At 59.4% G+C, this 15,574-nt stretch carries 16 protein-coding genes; 9 read left to right on the plus strand and 7 right to left on the minus strand.

Annotated features, from left to right (window positions below; translation table 11 throughout):
- Positions 1 to 37 precede the first annotated feature (37 nt).
- Entirely contained in the window at positions 38 to 1,009 is a 972-nt protein-coding gene (gene bcsN, locus AAIH70_RS22400) for a cellulose biosynthesis protein BcsN (protein WP_132278744.1), read from the minus strand.
- 173 nt (positions 1,010 to 1,182) lie between these two features.
- On the minus strand, positions 1,183 to 1,683 hold the full coding sequence (locus AAIH70_RS22405; RefSeq protein ID WP_245519316.1) for a TIGR02281 family clan AA aspartic protease: 501 nt from the start codon (positions 1,681 to 1,683) through the stop codon (positions 1,183 to 1,185).
- Positions 1,684 to 1,873: 190 nt separating this feature from the next.
- Here AAIH70_RS22405 and AAIH70_RS22410 point away from each other — a divergent pair, with 190 nt between their 5' ends.
- Positions 1,874 to 2,356 carry a hypothetical protein gene (locus AAIH70_RS22410; protein WP_132278738.1) on the plus strand — a complete coding sequence of 161 codons (483 nt, stop codon included), beginning with the start codon at positions 1,874 to 1,876 and terminating at the stop codon, positions 2,354 to 2,356.
- A gap of 3 nt (positions 2,357 to 2,359) precedes the next feature.
- On the opposite strand, the gene AAIH70_RS22415 is transcribed toward AAIH70_RS22410, so the two are convergent.
- Both AAIH70_RS22415 and AAIH70_RS22420 read right to left on the minus strand, forming a co-directional pair.
- Complete coding sequence (locus tag AAIH70_RS22415; RefSeq protein ID WP_348639733.1) at positions 2,360 to 3,547, minus strand: aminotransferase; 1,188 nt, start codon at positions 3,545 to 3,547, stop codon at positions 2,360 to 2,362.
- Between the two features lie 97 nt (positions 3,548 to 3,644).
- Positions 3,645 to 4,877 (minus strand): ROK family transcriptional regulator, encoded by a 1,233-nt coding sequence (locus AAIH70_RS22420; protein ID WP_132278735.1) that lies wholly within the window; start codon positions 4,875 to 4,877, stop codon positions 3,645 to 3,647.
- A 214-nt stretch (positions 4,878 to 5,091) separates the two neighbouring features.
- Between AAIH70_RS22420 and AAIH70_RS22425 the strand changes: the two genes are divergently transcribed.
- The 5 genes from AAIH70_RS22425 (at position 5,092) to AAIH70_RS22445 (ending at position 10,340) form a co-directional block, all read left to right on the plus strand.
- Positions 5,092 to 6,117, plus strand: a complete 1,026-nt coding sequence (locus tag AAIH70_RS22425; protein WP_132278732.1) for a sugar ABC transporter substrate-binding protein — start codon at positions 5,092 to 5,094, stop codon at positions 6,115 to 6,117.
- Positions 6,118 to 6,212: 95 nt separating this feature from the next.
- Complete coding sequence (locus tag AAIH70_RS22430) at positions 6,213 to 7,292, plus strand: ABC transporter permease (RefSeq protein ID WP_132278729.1); 1,080 nt, start codon at positions 6,213 to 6,215, stop codon at positions 7,290 to 7,292.
- Positions 7,268 to 8,080 (plus strand): ATP-binding cassette domain-containing protein, encoded by an 813-nt coding sequence (locus tag AAIH70_RS22435; RefSeq protein ID WP_132278726.1) that lies wholly within the window; start codon positions 7,268 to 7,270, stop codon positions 8,078 to 8,080. The genes AAIH70_RS22430 and AAIH70_RS22435 overlap by 25 nt, the downstream gene beginning before the upstream one ends.
- Positions 8,077 to 8,700, plus strand: a complete 624-nt coding sequence (locus tag AAIH70_RS22440; RefSeq protein ID WP_132278723.1) for a nucleoside triphosphate hydrolase — start codon at positions 8,077 to 8,079, stop codon at positions 8,698 to 8,700. Before AAIH70_RS22435 ends, AAIH70_RS22440 begins: the two co-directional genes overlap by 4 nt.
- Before the next feature lie 134 nt (positions 8,701 to 8,834).
- Positions 8,835 to 10,340, plus strand: coding sequence for a DASS family sodium-coupled anion symporter (locus tag AAIH70_RS22445; RefSeq protein ID WP_132278720.1), 1,506 nt, complete (start codon positions 8,835 to 8,837; stop codon positions 10,338 to 10,340).
- Positions 10,341 to 10,508: 168 nt separating this feature from the next.
- On the opposite strand, the gene AAIH70_RS22450 is transcribed toward AAIH70_RS22445, so the two are convergent.
- The 3 genes from AAIH70_RS22450 to AAIH70_RS22460 all read right to left on the minus strand — a co-directional run bounded on the left by AAIH70_RS22450 (position 10,509) and on the right by AAIH70_RS22460 (position 12,648).
- Positions 10,509 to 11,138 (minus strand): class I SAM-dependent methyltransferase, encoded by a 630-nt coding sequence (locus AAIH70_RS22450; RefSeq protein WP_132278717.1) that lies wholly within the window; start codon positions 11,136 to 11,138, stop codon positions 10,509 to 10,511.
- Between the two features lie 9 nt (positions 11,139 to 11,147).
- Positions 11,148 to 11,816: a pseudouridine synthase gene (locus tag AAIH70_RS22455; RefSeq protein WP_430035725.1), complete on the minus strand. Its 669-nt coding sequence runs from the start codon at positions 11,814 to 11,816 to the stop codon at positions 11,148 to 11,150.
- Between the two features lie 76 nt (positions 11,817 to 11,892).
- Positions 11,893 to 12,648: an IclR family transcriptional regulator gene (locus tag AAIH70_RS22460; protein ID WP_132278900.1), complete on the minus strand. Its 756-nt coding sequence runs from the start codon at positions 12,646 to 12,648 to the stop codon at positions 11,893 to 11,895.
- A gap of 142 nt (positions 12,649 to 12,790) precedes the next feature.
- Here AAIH70_RS22460 and AAIH70_RS22465 point away from each other — a divergent pair, with 142 nt between their 5' ends.
- Genes AAIH70_RS22465 through pcaF form a run of 3 tightly spaced genes read left to right on the plus strand, consistent with a single transcriptional unit; the run spans position 12,791 to position 15,474 of the window.
- Complete coding sequence (locus AAIH70_RS22465) at positions 12,791 to 13,513, plus strand: 3-oxoacid CoA-transferase subunit A (RefSeq protein WP_132278711.1); 723 nt, start codon at positions 12,791 to 12,793, stop codon at positions 13,511 to 13,513.
- Complete coding sequence (locus AAIH70_RS22470; protein ID WP_132278708.1) at positions 13,510 to 14,211, plus strand: CoA transferase subunit B; 702 nt, start codon at positions 13,510 to 13,512, stop codon at positions 14,209 to 14,211. Before AAIH70_RS22465 ends, AAIH70_RS22470 begins: the two co-directional genes overlap by 4 nt.
- 57 nt (positions 14,212 to 14,268) lie before the next feature.
- The gene (gene pcaF / locus AAIH70_RS22475; RefSeq protein ID WP_430035728.1) at positions 14,269 to 15,474 is read left to right on the plus strand and encodes a 3-oxoadipyl-CoA thiolase; all 1,206 of its coding nucleotides are present in this window, start codon (positions 14,269 to 14,271) and stop codon (positions 15,472 to 15,474) included.
- Positions 15,475 to 15,574 lie beyond the last annotated feature (100 nt).

Below are 15,574 nucleotides of genomic sequence, written 5' to 3' on the forward strand. Positions count from 1 at the left end.
TCTGGCGCAACTTCAATCCGATCCGTCATCGGTCTTGTCATGGGCAGCGCGTGCCGCTGCCGCCGACACAATCCGGGGTCGGCACCCGTATGGAATTTTGGTTTTGCATCGCTGGCCGCCCGTTTGCCGTAGCAGCGGCGGGCATTGACGAATTCGTTGGCGGAAGCGGTACCATGGGGCCGGTCGGTGCAGTCGAAACCGGCGGCGTCACGGTGCGGGCAGCCTGGCGGACCGGTGCCACCCGCGGGCGGGCGGGCGCAGCCGCGGCACGGCGCACCGCCGGTTGCGGTTCGTAACCAAGCGGTGCTGCATAATGGTCGATCGCTGCGGCCGCAGGATAGACCGGATGACCCGGCCGGCCGAGGTTGGGATCGACGCCATCCGTCCTGCCATAAGGGTTCCATTGCCAGCCGGTGAACGAGCCATTGATGGTGTAGCCGTACATGGTCGCCAGAAGCGCCTGTTCCGACAGCACGGCATCACACAACCGCAAACGCATCTGGATGATGCCGAGGTTATGAAGGGTATTGCGGGCATCGGGGCTGGAGCGGATCTGCTGCCAGCCATAAACGCAGGTATCGCCGCCACGGCTCCTGCCCACCGCATAGCTGAACGGGCCGTAATTGTTCTGCAGGTAGCTCGGCGTGCGCACCATGGCGATGCCCGGTACCTCGCTGCGCATTTCCCGCGAAACGGCGAGATCCGTCAGTCGAGCCGAAGAGAGCGTCTTGTCGGTATTCGTGCCCTCGATACCGGGGCCCACGAATTTGACCTTGATCGAGTTCTGGCCGGGTACGGAAGATTGCGTGCGCAGGGCTATATCCTGCTCTATGCCATTGCGGAAGCGGCGCTCGACAACGGCAATGATCGCTGGTCCACCCGGCGGCGGAAAGACCAGTGCTTCTGTCGCGGAAACCGAACGCGTCGGCTGAAACCGGGTGACGCCCTCGGTGGAACTGCAGCCCGCCAAGGCTCCCATCAACAGAACTGTCGTCGCAATCGATTTCATACAGGCAGCCGCAATCAAAAAACTGGTTCCACGCGTTGCACATCAAGACTGATTCGCGAGTGCTGCGTGGATAATATTAGCGTTTTAGTAACTGATTTGTTAATCAAGCGTTAACGCTATTCCCAGAAAAAGCCACATGCCCCACCACGGGATTGGAAATGACCGGCGATAGCCTATTCGACCAGTCGCATCACATCTCCGGCGACCGCATAGGATGACAAGCGGCCAAGAAAGCTCATGCCGATCAAGGCGGTCGGCAGGGCGCCATTGCGCACCACGAGTGCATCGACATCTTTCAACGAGACATTGCCGACAGTCAGACTGGCCAAGGTCACACGGGCCGCCTTGATGTCGCCTGCCGCAGTCGCGACCGTATGGTCGTAGACGAGATCATCCGAATCGATGCCGATGTGTTGCGCGTCCGTTTCACTCAAGGCAACGAATGTCGCACCGGTATCGATGACGCCGGCAACAGGACGGCCATTGATGACAAACTTGGCCGCGAAATGACCATCACGACCGGCCATAAGCGTCGCATCGTTCGCAAGTCTGGATGTTGAAGAGATGGGCTGCGATAAGGCGGCGCTGGGCTCCTTACCGGAGGCAAGCATCGCCGGCGCCTGGGTGGCGACAAATACCGCAAGGCTTGCAGCCACGACAATTCGTGCAAGCATGACAAGGAATCCTTCCTTTTGATCCCGCATCATGCAGGCCAGTGATTCGGCCCATACAGCTCAAAACGTTAAAAAATCCTCAAATGAGACGAGCGGGAAACCCGTTTCAGCGCAGAACCAGTGCAGATTTTGTGTGGCTTCGGAACAGATGGCCTCTTAAAGGGAACCGGTGAACATGCAGGGAGTATCGATGTCCAAGCCGCGCAAGCGACAGTCCATGGCCGGACAACGCCTGAAAAGAGACTTCCCTGACATCCATGCCGAGCTGGTTTCCGGCCGCATTCCCTCCCTGAAAAAAGCCCTCATCAAGGCAGGACTTGCCACCAGGCCGACGCCGATCGAAAAGCTGGTGAAGGCCTGGGGCAAGGCAAATGCGCAGGAGCGCGAGCAGTTTCTGACGCAGATCGGTGCCAACCGTATAGCTCCGACAATACCTGCAATGGCAGCAGAGACGGCGCACGGCCTTATTGCCAATGGCCGCTATCTCCTGCCGCAGACCGTGCAACGGATTGAAACCATCATGAAAGCGCGCAATCTGTCGCCATCGCTGGTGATGAAGGAAGCGGGATTTCCGACCGAAGGACGCGCGTTGACGATGGCGCTCGCCAGAAATGCAAGCCTGCGGCTCGCCGTCATCGCCGCCCTTGGACAGTGGATCAAGGATCAGGACTGACGATCATCCACCTGCGATCGGCAAACGATCCGCCAGCAACCGGATGGCATCGACGCCGACATTGGCGAAGGCGGCACGGACAAAACCCTGCTGATTTTCGCCAAAACAGGTTCCGGGCAGCATCAGGATACCGAATTCCGACGCCATCCAGCGCGTCACATCCATGGAGTCGCGACCGATAAACGGGTGCCGCAGATAAGCGAAATAAGCACCGATCGATACGATGGACCAGCCAGCCAGACCATCGATGACCGTTTGAAAGGCCTGTCGCCGCTCATCGATAATGGCGGTATTGCCCTGTCGCCATTCCGTCAGGGCCGGCAGAGCCGCAGCCACGGCATGCTGGGCCGGACGCGGCGCGCAAATCTGCAAATTGTCCATCACCTTCTGCAATTGCTCCATCGCCTTTCCCCCGCAAACGATCGCGCCGAGGCGGTGGCCGGGAATGCAGAAGACCTTTGAAAAGCTGTAAAGATGGATGAAGCCGTCCCGCCATCCGGTTTTGGAAAACAGCGCATGGGCCGGTCCGGAACCAGCCGGCAGGAAATCACGATAGGTCTCGTCGGCGATGACAAATATGCCGCGGGCTGCGCAGAGGTCGTAAAGCGCATCCAGAAAAGCAGGCAGATAGACTGCGCCGGTCGGATTGTTGGGCGTGACCACGAAAACGGCGCGGGTGCGCGACGTTACCGCCGCCTCCACCGCCTCGATCGACGGCACGAACCCGGCCTGCGGGTCGGCATCCACGACTTTCACGTCGATGCCCAGCATGCGCAGTGTCATTTCGTGGTTGAAATAATAGGGGCGGATAAGAATGACTTCGTCGCCAGGCCGCAGCAGCGCCAGCGCGACGGCAAAAAACGCCTGATTGCCGCCAGCGGTGATCTGTACATCTTCAGCCGTCACCTCGGCCTGATAGGCAAGATTGAGATCGGCCGCAAAGGCATTGCGCAGAACCGCCTCGCCCTGGATCTGGCCATAACCGCACAGATCGGCGCGGCTGGCCGTCTCCCCCAGCCAGCGCAACAGATCGTCATGCGGTGCGTAGCCCGGAACGGCCTGCGAAAGATCGATGACCGGGCCGGCCGCTCCCGTGTAGGATTTGAGACTTGCCTGCACGGCCGGGATCGGCGGCGGCGCCAATTGTTCCACCCATGGATTGAAGCTTAGCGGCGCAGGCATGTCGTTCATGGTTTCCCCTTTTTTCACCCGCATACGGGCCTGCTGCGTGACAAGGATTGTCCATCAGCCTTGCCAACCTGCAACGACATCGGAAAAATTGAAAGCCTCAGGCCTCGCTGACATTCTTCAGGAGAACGGACTGATCGGTGAGGTATCGCGCAAAGATCGGCAGGCTGGCCCCGCCGATGGCGCGCGCCTGCGATCCCACCTTCCCCTCGATGATATCGGGAATGACGACGCCGCGCAGATCGAGCCGGGCGACGGCCTCGAGGGTCGCGGTAACGATACGCTTTCTGACCCAGGCTGGAAAACCGCCATCGATGACGGCAGCGCCGAAATCGATGATCGATGCCGCCGCAACAATGGCCTGCGCCAACGCGGCGGCCGTCGCCTGGATCCAAACCTCAAGCGGCTCACCGAAATCGACCCACTCATCGGCGGAATACCACAAGGGCTGAGGATCGACACCGCGTTCACGCAGCATGTTTTCCAGAACGAAAATCGAGGCGATGTCGAGAAGCTGACGGTTCTCGCCATCCTTTCCGCGCACAGGCAGCGGGCCGACGGCCCCGGCCGTACCGGTTCGACCGGAAAAGATGCTGGAATTCAAAACAATGCCGCCACCGATGAAGGAACCGATGAACAGGTATATGAAATCGGGATAAATCGACCCCATCCCAAAAACCAGTTCAGCACCGCAGGCACTGGTGGCATCGTTCTGCAGATAGACGGAATGCGCCACCCGCGCTGCGACTTCCGCCTGCAGATCGAACCCGTGCCAGACATCCATCGCCCCGCTCGGAGCACCGATTTCATCGGCCCAATTCCACAATTCGAAAGGTGCGGCGATACCGATGCCGGCCACACGGGCCTGTTCCTCGGCATTCATCTGCGCCTCTATGTCGGCAATGCCGGACGTGATGATCCTGAGAATTTCCTGCGGAAGCGGATAGGCATAGGTCTCGTGGTAACGCTTGCGAATATTGCCGACGAAATCCATCAGCACGAGATCGGCGCTGCGGCGGCCGATTTTCACCCCGAAGGACAGGACTGCATCGGGATTGAGCCGCATCGGCACCGAGGGTTGGCCGACACGGCCACGCAACGGCTCGCCACGCAACAGCAGACCATCCTTTTCCAGCGCGCGCATGATGACCGAAGCCGTCTGTGCGGACAGACCACTGAGCCGGGTAATATCCGCCTTCGACAGCGCGCCATGCAGCCGCACCAGCGACAGCACAAGCCGCTCGTTATAGGCGCGCACCCGCGTCTGGTTGGAACCACCGGAAAAACCGGCAGATGAAACGAGCCCGGAAAGCGGGCCATCGGTGATCGACATCCAGCACCTCCCCGCCTTCGCTCTCTCACGCCGGACACAGCATGACAAGATGGAATAAATAATTCAATCGGAATTAATTATTGACAGGCGGTTTTGTTTTGCGATTATGCAAATCGCAAGAATGCAGGGATGTCTGGAGGAGGCATCTGGCTCGATCTGGCCCTGTATCGCTCGAACCCGTCCGCGTCGCGGACTTCGTCTCTGGGAGGAGATCATGAAAAAATCCGTATTGTCCCTGTCTTTCGGGGCGCTGGCGTTTGGCGTCGTGTTTGCAGCACCGGCACAGGCCGCCGATGTTTCCGCCTGCCTGATCACCAAGACCGATACCAACCCCTTCTTCGTGAAAATGAAGGAAGGCGCCACCGCCAAGGCCAAGGAACTCGGCGTGACGCTGAAATCCTATGCCGGCAAGATCGATGGTGACAGTGAAAGCCAGGTGGCCGCAATCGAAACCTGCATCGCCGATGGCGCCAAGGGTATTCTCATTACAGCTTCGGACACCAAGGGCATCGTGCCGAACCTGAAAAAGGCACGCGACGCCGGCCTTCTGGTAATCGCGCTCGACACGCCGCTTGAGCCGATCGACGCTGCTGACATGACCTTTGCCACCGACAACCTGCTTGCCGGCAAACTGATCGGCCAATGGGCGAAGGATACGCTGGGCGACAAGGCGAAGGATGCCAAAGTGGCATTTCTCGACCTCACCCCCTCGCAGCCTTCCGTCGACATTCTTCGCGACCAGGGTTTCATGATCGGCTTCGGCATTGACCCCAAGGACCCGAACAAGATCGGTGACGAAAACGATCCACGCATCGTCGGCCACGACATCACCAACGGCAACGAGGAAGGCGGCCGCACGGCGATGGAAAACCTTCTCCAGAAGGACCCGACCATCAACGTCGTCCACACGATCAACGAACCGGCTGCCGCTGGTGCCTATGAAGCCCTGAAGTCGGTCGGCCGCGAAAAAGACGTGCTGATCGTTTCGGTCGATGGCGGTTGCCCGGGTGTCAAGAACGTCGCCGATGGCGCGATCGGCGCCACCTCGCAGCAATACCCGCTGCAGATGGCAGCACTCGGCATCGAGGCCATCAAGAAGTTTGCCGATAGCGGTGAAAAGCCAAAGCCGACCGAAGGCAAGAACTTCTTCGATACCGGCGTGACGCTGGTCACCGACAAGCCCGTCCCGTCGATCAAGTCGATCGACACCAAGGAAGGCCTTGGAAAGTGCTGGGGCTAAGCCTCTAGCCAATTTTGCGGGCCGGTGGAGACACTTCATCGGCCCGCCACGGCAAACCGGCCTGAACCGGACACACGACACAGCGGGAGGATTTCATGAGCGAGCCAGTGGCAAGCGCACCGCATCACGACTACGAAAAAGTGCTGAAGGACAGTTCCAAGGATGTGGCATCCTTCGACAGCGACAAACCATCCGCCCTTCACAAGTTTCGCCATTTCCTGCATTCAAACCCGTCCGCCGTATCGCTGATCGTGCTGGTGGTTTCGCTCTTCGTGTTCGGACTGACGCTCGGCGGCAAATTCTTTTCCGCCTTCTCGCTGACGCTGATCCTGCAGCAGGTGGCGATCACCGGCATTGTCGGCGCCGCCCAGTCGCTGGTGATCATGACCGCCGGCATCGACCTGTCGGTCGGCGCCATCATGGTCCTGTCTTCGGTGGTGATGGGCCAGTTCACGTTTCGCTACGGCCTGCCGCCGGAACTCGCTGTTCTCTGCGGCTTCATCACCGGCGCGCTTTGCGGCTTCATCAATGGCGTGTTGATCGCCAAGGTAAAACTGCCGCCTTTCATCGTGACGCTCGGCATGTGGCAGATCGTGCTTGCCAGCAATTTTCTCTATTCCGCCAACGAAACCATTCGCGCGCAGGAAATCGAGGCGAATGCGCCGATCCTGCAATTCTTCGGCGAAACTTTTAAACTCGGCGGTGCAGTGTTCACATATGGCGTCATTGCCATGATCCTGCTCGTCGCCGTTCTCTGGTATGTGCTCAACCACACCGCCTGGGGCCGCCATCTTTACGCGGTCGGCGATGATCCGGAAGCCGCCGATCTTTCCGGCGTCAACGTGACGCGCATGCTGATTTCCGTCTACGTTATCTCCGGCGTCATCTGTGCGCTTGCCGGCTGGGCGCTGATCGGCCGCATCGGCTCCGTCTCGCCGACCGCCGGCCAGTTTGCCAATATCGAATCGATCACCGCCGTGGTGATCGGCGGCATCTCTCTGTTCGGTGGCCGCGGTTCCATTCTCGGCATGATGTTCGGCGCACTGATCGTCGGCGTCTTTTCGCTGGGTCTGCGCCTTCTCGGCACCGACGTGCAATGGACATATCTCCTGATCGGCGTCCTCATCATCGTCGCCGTCGCAGCCGACCAATGGATCAGAAAGGCCGCCCGCTAATGACCGAGGTACAGACAAGAAAACCCTTCCTCACCGGCCGCGGACTGATCAAGCGTTACGGCCGCGTCACCGCCATCGACAATGCCGATTTCGACCTTTATCCGGGCGAAATCCTCGCCGTGATCGGTGACAACGGCGCCGGCAAATCATCGCTGATCAAGGCGATTTCCGGCGCCATCCGGCCTGACGAGGGCGAGATCCGCATGGATGGAGAACTCGTACAGTTCGCCTCGCCGATAGAGGCCCGCAAGGCCGGCATCGAAACCGTCTACCAGAACCTTGCGCTGTCACCGGCACTGTCGATTGCCGATAACATGTTTCTGGGACGCGAGATCCGCAAGCCGGGCTTCATGGGCAAGGTACTGCGCAAACTCGATCACGGCGCCATGGAACGAATGGCTCGCGAAAAGCTCACCGAACTCGGACTGATGACCATTCAGAACATCAACCAGGCAGTGGAAACACTGTCGGGTGGCCAGCGCCAGGGCGTGGCGGTGGCGCGCGCAGCTGCTTTCGGTTCCAAGGTCATCATTCTCGACGAACCGACAGCGGCGCTCGGCGTCAAGGAAAGCCGGCGTGTGCTGGAACTCATCCTCGACGTGCGCTCGCGCGGCATTCCGATCGTGCTGATTTCCCACAACATGCCGCATGTTTTTGAAATCGCCGACCGCATCCATATCCATCGGCTCGGCAAACGACTGACCGTCATCAATCCGAAGGACTATACGATGTCGGACGCCGTCGCTTTCATGACCGGCGCCAAGGCACCGGAGCCACTTGCCGCATGACACCGACGACAGACGATCTCGCCCGCACACTGATGGACCGTGCGGGCGACAAAAAACGCTTCCTCGTGGCGATCGCCGGCCCGCCCGGTGCCGGAAAATCGACGCTGGCGGATTCTCTTTCGGCCGCATTGAAGGCAAATGGCGAGACCGCCGAAGTGCTGCCAATGGATGGTTTTCACATGGATGACGGCATCCTGCGTGAAAAGGGACTTCTGCCGCGCAAGGGTTCCCCTGAAACATTCGATGTCCGCGGCTTTCTTGATATTATCCGTGCCGTGAAAGCTGCCGAAGGTGAAGTGCTCGTACCGGTGTTTGACCGGTCGCGTGAAATTGCCATCGCCGCGGCGCGCATCGTTGCCAGATCGACGCGTTTCGTGCTGGTGGAAGGCAATTATCTGCTGCTGGACCAAGCCCCGTGGTCCGCACTGGATGGGCAATTCGACTATTCGATCCTGATCTCCCCACCCGTCGCTTTGCTGGAAAAAAGGCTGATGCAGCGATGGCTGGATCTCGGCTTCACGCAGGAAGCGGCGCGCGCGAAAACCGAAGGCAACGATCTCAAGAATGGTGCCCTTGTCCGCGAACACGGCCGAACGGCCGATTGCGTCCTGACGGACTGAGCCTTTGATGCTCAAATGGCGCAATTGCACGCCACTCTTGATCAACATCAAGAATAGATCGCACGAAAAATGCGATCAGTCCGGTGGGAGGACGTGAGGCGGGGATTGCCCCGCAATGTCCAGAGGACACTGCAATGCCCACCAAATTGACTGGAATTCTGACCTATTTCAAACAGGCGGTGCCGTTCCGGATCCTGCCCGCGATCGTCACCACCGCCTTTCTGATTACTCTTCTCGCCATTCCTGCCCCATCTGGCCTGGATGAAAACGGCTGGGTAATGCTGGCGATCTTCCTGACCACCATTCTGGCGATCATTCTGAAGGTGATGTCGATCGGCGTCATGGCCATCATGGCGATCGTCATCGTCTCGCTGGCGCAGGTCACCTCGCCCAGTTCGAAGGGCGCCGTCGCCGATGCGCTCAGCAGCTTTGCCAATCCGCTGATCTGGCTGATCGTTATTGCCGTGCTGATCTCGCTCGGCCTGAAGAAAACCGGGCTGGGTCGTCGGATCGGGCTTTATTTTATCGCCCTTCTCGGCAAGCGCACGCTCGGTATCGGGTATGGACTGGTGATCTGCGAACTGATCCTCGCACCGTTCACTCCCAGCAATACCGCACGCGGTGGAGGCATCATCCATCCGATCATGAAATCGATCGCCAACGCCTTCGATTCGGATCCGGCCAAGGGAACGCAAGGTCGTGTCGGCACCTATCTGGCACTGGTGAACTATCATGCCAACCCGATCTCGTCGGCGATGTTCGTCACGGCAACGGCACCCAATCCGCTGGTGCTGGAATATGTCACCAAGGTCACCGGCGGCACTGTCCATCTCACCTGGGTCACCTGGGCGCTCGCCATGTTCGTACCCGGCATCGTCGCGCTTCTGGTCATGCCGCTCATTCTATACGCGCTGTCGCCGCCGGAGATGAAGAAGACACCCGACGCGATCGTCTACGCCCGCAAGGAACTGACCGAGATGGGACCTCTGTCGGGCAAGGAATGGGTGATGATCGGCACCTTTGCGCTGTTGCTGCTGTTATGGGCCAACGTGCCGGCAATGATGTTTGGTCCCGCTTTCATGCTTGATCCGACCGTGGTTGCCCTGATCGGCCTCTTCGCGCTGCTGATCACCGGCACGCTCGACTGGAACGACATTCTCGGTGAAAAAAGCGCCTGGGACACGCTCATCTGGTTCGGCGCGCTGGTGATGATGGCCGACCAACTCAACAAGCTCGGCGTGATCGGATGGTTCTCGAACGGCATGAAGGATGCGATTACCGCTGCCGACTTGAGCTGGCAGCTGACGGCCGCGGTGCTCGTGGCGGTCTTCACCTTCTCACATTACATGTTTGCCAGCACCACAGCCCATGTCAGCGCCATGATGCTCGCCTTCCTGACCGTCGGCGTCATGCTGATCCCCGCCGAATATCAAGGCATCTTCATCCTGATGATGGCGGCCGGCTCAGGCATCATGATGACGCTCACCCATTATGCCACCGGTACCTCGCCGATCATTTTCGGCAGCGGATATGTCACCATGAGCAAATGGTGGGGCATCGGTTTTGTCATGTGTGTGATCAACCTTGCCATCTTCGCCACCGTCGGCGGCATCTGGTGGAAGGTTCTGGGTTACTGGTGAAACCAAAAATCGCCTCCTGCGGCCGTCATCGCGGCAAGGGAGCGGCGTTCCGGAAATTTCCAATGAAACGAGGCAGCTGTGTTCACCCGCAGCTGCCTCTTTTTATTGGAGGAACATGCGGTTTCCGCGTTTCCCAAAATGCTATTTTGAGATCGTGCAGGCCGGAATCTATGATGTCGGGACCACGATCTTGGCGTTGACGAATACGTCGTACCGGGTGCTTTTGCCGACGATCTGATGCGATGGCTTGCGCACGCCCGGCATGGGCTCCGCACGCAATGGCCACTTCAGCACGACCCGGTTTTGCGCGGTTTCCAATGCGATGCGCATCAATTCCGCCGAATCCGGATCAGTGCCGACGATATCCCGGATCAGCCGCATCTCCTTTTTCACCAGTGATGTCTTGTCACGTGGCGGATGCATCGGATCGATCAGAACGACCTGCGTCTTCAACTGTGTCAGCAGAACGCAGGAATCGCCATGAAGGAGAGTCATGCGATCAACCGTTTCAGCATAACGCCCACCTTCCGCATGGGCCCGCTCAAGCCCCTCGGCAAGCAGCGCATGCATCGTCGGCGAACGCTCGATCAGAGTGACGCGCGCGCCGAGTGCAGCCAGAAAAAATGCATCGCGTCCAAGCCCCGCCGTCGCATCAACGACCTCGGGCGTGACCCCACTGGAAAAGCCGGCGGCTTTTGCCAGAGGCTGCCCACGCCCCTCGCCAGAACGAAAACGATGGCCAACGGCACCACCGACGAAATCGACGATTAGCGATGATTGTTCGAGTTTTTGCGCCATTGTCCGGCCTCAGAAGGGAACGGGAGCGGTGAAGCTGACATCCTGACCATCGGGATGACGAAAGGCCAGATGCTCGGCGTGCAGCAACAGACGGTCAGCCGCAGCCAATGCCGCACTATCCGCATAAAATTCGTCACCAAGGATCACGTGCCCCAGCGCCTTCATATGCACACGAAGCTGATGTGTGCGCCCCGTCAGCGGAGACAGGCGAAGCCGCGTGGTGTTCTCGCCATATCCGAGCACCTGCCAGCGCGTCTGTGCGGGTTTGCCATGCTCCGTATCGACTCGATGCCTGGGCTTGTTGTCGGGATCGATCGCCAAGGGCAGGTCGATCATTCCTTCCTCGTCGGCCACACGTCCCCAGACCTCGGCTACATAGGATTTTTTGGTCGTGCGCGCCTCGAACTGGGCGGCAACAAAGGCGTGCGCCTTGCGGTTGCGCGACATCAGCACCATGCCGGATGTATCCTTGTCCAGCCGGTGGATGATCAATGCCTGCGGATAGTCTTTCTGCACACGCGTCAGCAAACTGTCGGACAGGGCAGGATGACGACCAGGCACGGACAAGAGGCCGCTCGGCTTGTCGAAAACAAGGAAATCCGCGTCACGGTGGAGAAGCGACACGTAGGGATCGAGCGGCGGGTTATAAATCGGAGCGACGTCTGAAAGCGCGGTCATGAAGTCCGTCTAGCACAATTCGATCCACGCGGGAGGGGTTTTGCGTGTCGATCTTACCCGGTATTCCCCTGCCTCGTCAGCCAAGAGACAGGCTGATGTTTTCCGCTGCCTGCCTCAACAACGGCAGCACATGCTCGACCAATTGCGTCAGCGACATGTGCGCGGCAGGCGCCCCCACGTTCAACGCCGCAATCGTTTCCCCACGTCGGTTCTTCAGCGGCACTGCAATGGATCTCAAGCCGAGTTCAAGCTCTTGATCGATGATTGCGTAACCAAGCTGCCTCACCCGACCAAGCTCGGCGATGATCGCATCAATATCCGTCAGCGTGCGATCCGTATTGGCATGCAGATCGGTTCTTGCGAGCACATCACGAGCACCATCATCGCCCAGTGCGGCCAGAAGTATCCTGCCCATCGATGAACAATAGGCAGGCAGACGGCTGCCGGGGTTGAGATTGATCGACATCACCCGACGCTGCGACGCACGCGCGATGTAGAGAACCTGCGTTCCGTCGAGGACGGAGGCAGAAGAACTCTGGCCGGTCTTTTCGGCGAGCAGGTCGAGATGCGGCTGCAACAATGCCGGCAAAGGGGTTGCCGAAAGGTAGGCGTGGCCGAGACGCAGGATGCGCGGCGTCAGGGTGAAGAATTTCCCGTCGTAATCCGCATATTGCAGCTCTGCCAATGTCAGCAGAGACCGCCGCACGGTGGCCCGGTCAAGTCCCGTCTTCTTGGCGACATCGGCGATTGAAAGACGTCGATCGCCTTCCCCGAACGCTTCGATCACCCGCAAACCCTTCGCAAAACCGTTGACGAAATCCGTTTCCTTCACAGCGCCATCACCCATTCATTTTGTGCGATATACAAACAAATGTCAATTAACGCACAAAACGGATTGTCGCAAGCTTTTGTGAGTTTTATCAAACATGAGGAGGCGCTGACGAATGTCGGTGTAGAGAGGTCGAGGAGGCTTCATGGACAAGAGGTCGGCGAGTGCCGCGCAGGCAGTGTCTGCCATTGGTGACGGCGCGGTGGTGATGATCGGTGGATTTGGCGGTTCCGGTGCGCCAATCGAACTCATTCATGCGTTGATCGACAAGCGGCCCAAAAATCTCACGGTCATCAACAACAATGCCGGCAATGGCCGTATCGGCATCGCCGCGATGATCGACGCCGGCATGGTCGACAAGATGATCTGCTCATTTCCGAAATCGTCAGATCCACGCGCTTTTACGGAAAAATATCTGGCGGGAGAGATCGAGCTGGAACTGGTGCCGCAAGGCACGCTCGCCGAGCGGATCAGGGCCGGTGGGGCTGGCATTCCAGCCTTCTACACGCCGACCGCTTATGGCACCGAACTAGCGCAAGGCAAGCCGATCGCTGAATTCGACGGCCGACATTATGTTCAGGAACGCTGGCTGAAGGCCGACTTTGCGATCATCAAGGCGCATATTGGCGATACCCACGGCAACCTCACCTACAACAAGGCCGCACGTAACTTCAATCCGCTGATGTGCATGGCAGCCGCCAGAACCATCGTGCAGGTATCCAGTCTTGTGGAGGCCGGAGGCATAGATCCCGAACACATCGTCACGCCGGGAATTTTCGTCGATCAACTGGTCGAGGTGCCGAACCCGCAGCAGGAAGAGGCGATGATCCGCGCCGGTATGCAATACGAGGGAGGCGTTTACGCATGAGCACCGATACATCAAGCGTGGCCACAGACGATGCACGACTTTCGAGCGCCCAGATGGCCTGGCGTGCCGCACAGGATATTCGAGACGGCGCCTATGTGAACCTCGGCATCGGCTTTCCCGAAATGGTGGCGCGTTACCAGCCACCGGGCCGGCAGGCGATCTTTCATACCGAAAACGGCATTCTGGATTTCGGCGAAGCGCCAAAACCCGGTGAGGAAGACTGGGACCTGATCAATGCCGGCAAGAAGGCCGTCACCCTGAAGCCCGGCGCCGCGTTTTTCCACCACGCGGACAGCTTTGCCATGGTGCGCGGCGGCCATCTCGACGTGGCGATCCTCGGCGCGCTGCAGGTGGCGGAAAATGGCGACCTGGCCAACTGGCGCGTCGGCTCGAGGGGCGTTCCGGCGGTCGGCGGCGCCATGGATCTCGTCCACGGCGCCAGGCAGGTTTTTGTCATCACCGAGCACGTCACAAAGAATGGCGAACCCAAGCTCGTTGAAAAATGCACATTTCCGCTGACCGGCGTCGGCTGCATCACCCGCATCTACACCAGCCACGCCGTGGTCGATATCGTCGAAGGCCGCTTCGTTCTGCGCGAAAAACTGCCCGGCCTGACCATCGAGGAATTGCAGGCCATGACCGGCGCCAGACTTCATGTCGAGCAATCGGTCATCGATCTCGTGGTCCCGGCTCTGTGAGTTTTTGACATTCCGCATCGCGTTTCGACACCGCACCGATGCGTGGAGGAGGGTTTTATGACTGACGCATTCATCTGCGATTACATCCGCACCCCGATCGGCCGATTTGCTGGCGCATTATCCTCGGTTCGGGCGGACGATCTCGGCGCGATCCCGCTCAGGGCGTTGATGGGGCGTAATGCTGCCGTCGACTGGGAAGCAGTGGGCGATGTCATTTATGGCTGCGCCAATCAGGCGGGAGAAGACAACCGCAATGTCGCCCGCATGTCGCTGCTGCTGGCGGGTCTGCCGGTTTCGGTGACCGGTACGACGATGAACCGTCTGTGCGGTTCCGGCATGGATGCCGTCATCACCGCCGCCCGCGCCATCAAGGCCGGCGAAGCGGAACTGATGATTGCCGGCGGGGTGGAAAGCATGAGCCGCGCGCCTTTCGTGATGCCGAAGGCCGAAACGGCCTTTTCCCGAAATGCCGAAATCCACGATACGACGATCGGCTGGCGTTTCATCAATCCGCTGATGAAGAAGCAATATGGCGTCGATTCCATGCCGGAAACTGGTGAAAACGTGGCCGAAGACTACCACGTCTCGCGCGAGGATCAGGATGCCTTTGCAGTCCGCTCCCAGAACAAGGCGGCGGCAGCTCAGGAAAACGGTCGGCTGGCAAAGGAGATCACACCCGTCACCATTCCACAGCGCAAGGGTGATCCCGTCGTGGTCTCGAAGGACGAGCATCCCCGCGCCACCACGATCGAAACGCTGGCGAAACTCGGCACGCCCTTCAAGAAGGAAGGCGGAACGGTCACGGCCGGCAATGCTTCCGGCGTCAACGACGGTGCAGCGGCCTTGATCATTGCCTCGGAAGCAGCGGCAAAGAAATATGGTCTTAACCCCATCGCCCGCGTCATGGCAGGGGCTGCGGCAGGTGTTCCCCCGCGTATCATGGGCATCGGCCCTGCCCCGGCTTCACAGAAGCTGATGGCCATGCTCGGCATGAGACAGGATCAATTCGACGTCATCGAACTCAACGAAGCTTTTGCCTCACAGGGTCTGGCGACATTGCGCGAATTGGGAATTGCCGACGACGACATCCGCGTCAACATCAATGGCGGCGCCATCGCGCTCGGCCATCCGCTTGGCATGTCAGGCGCCCGCATCGCCGGCACGGCTGCACTCGAACTGTCGCTTGGCGGTGGTCGCCATGCCCTTGCCACCATGTGCATCGGTGTCGGGCAGGGTATCGCGGTGGCACTGGAACGGGTTTGAACGGATCGGGAGGCGGCGGACCTCCCTCGCCGGTGTTGAAGGCGGGGTTCACTCACTATATTGAATGGCAAACAGGCTCGGATATTTGAGATCTGAATTT

Source organism: Neorhizobium sp. BT27B (assembly GCF_050455485.1).
Lineage (GTDB): Bacteria > Pseudomonadota > Alphaproteobacteria > Rhizobiales > Rhizobiaceae > Neorhizobium.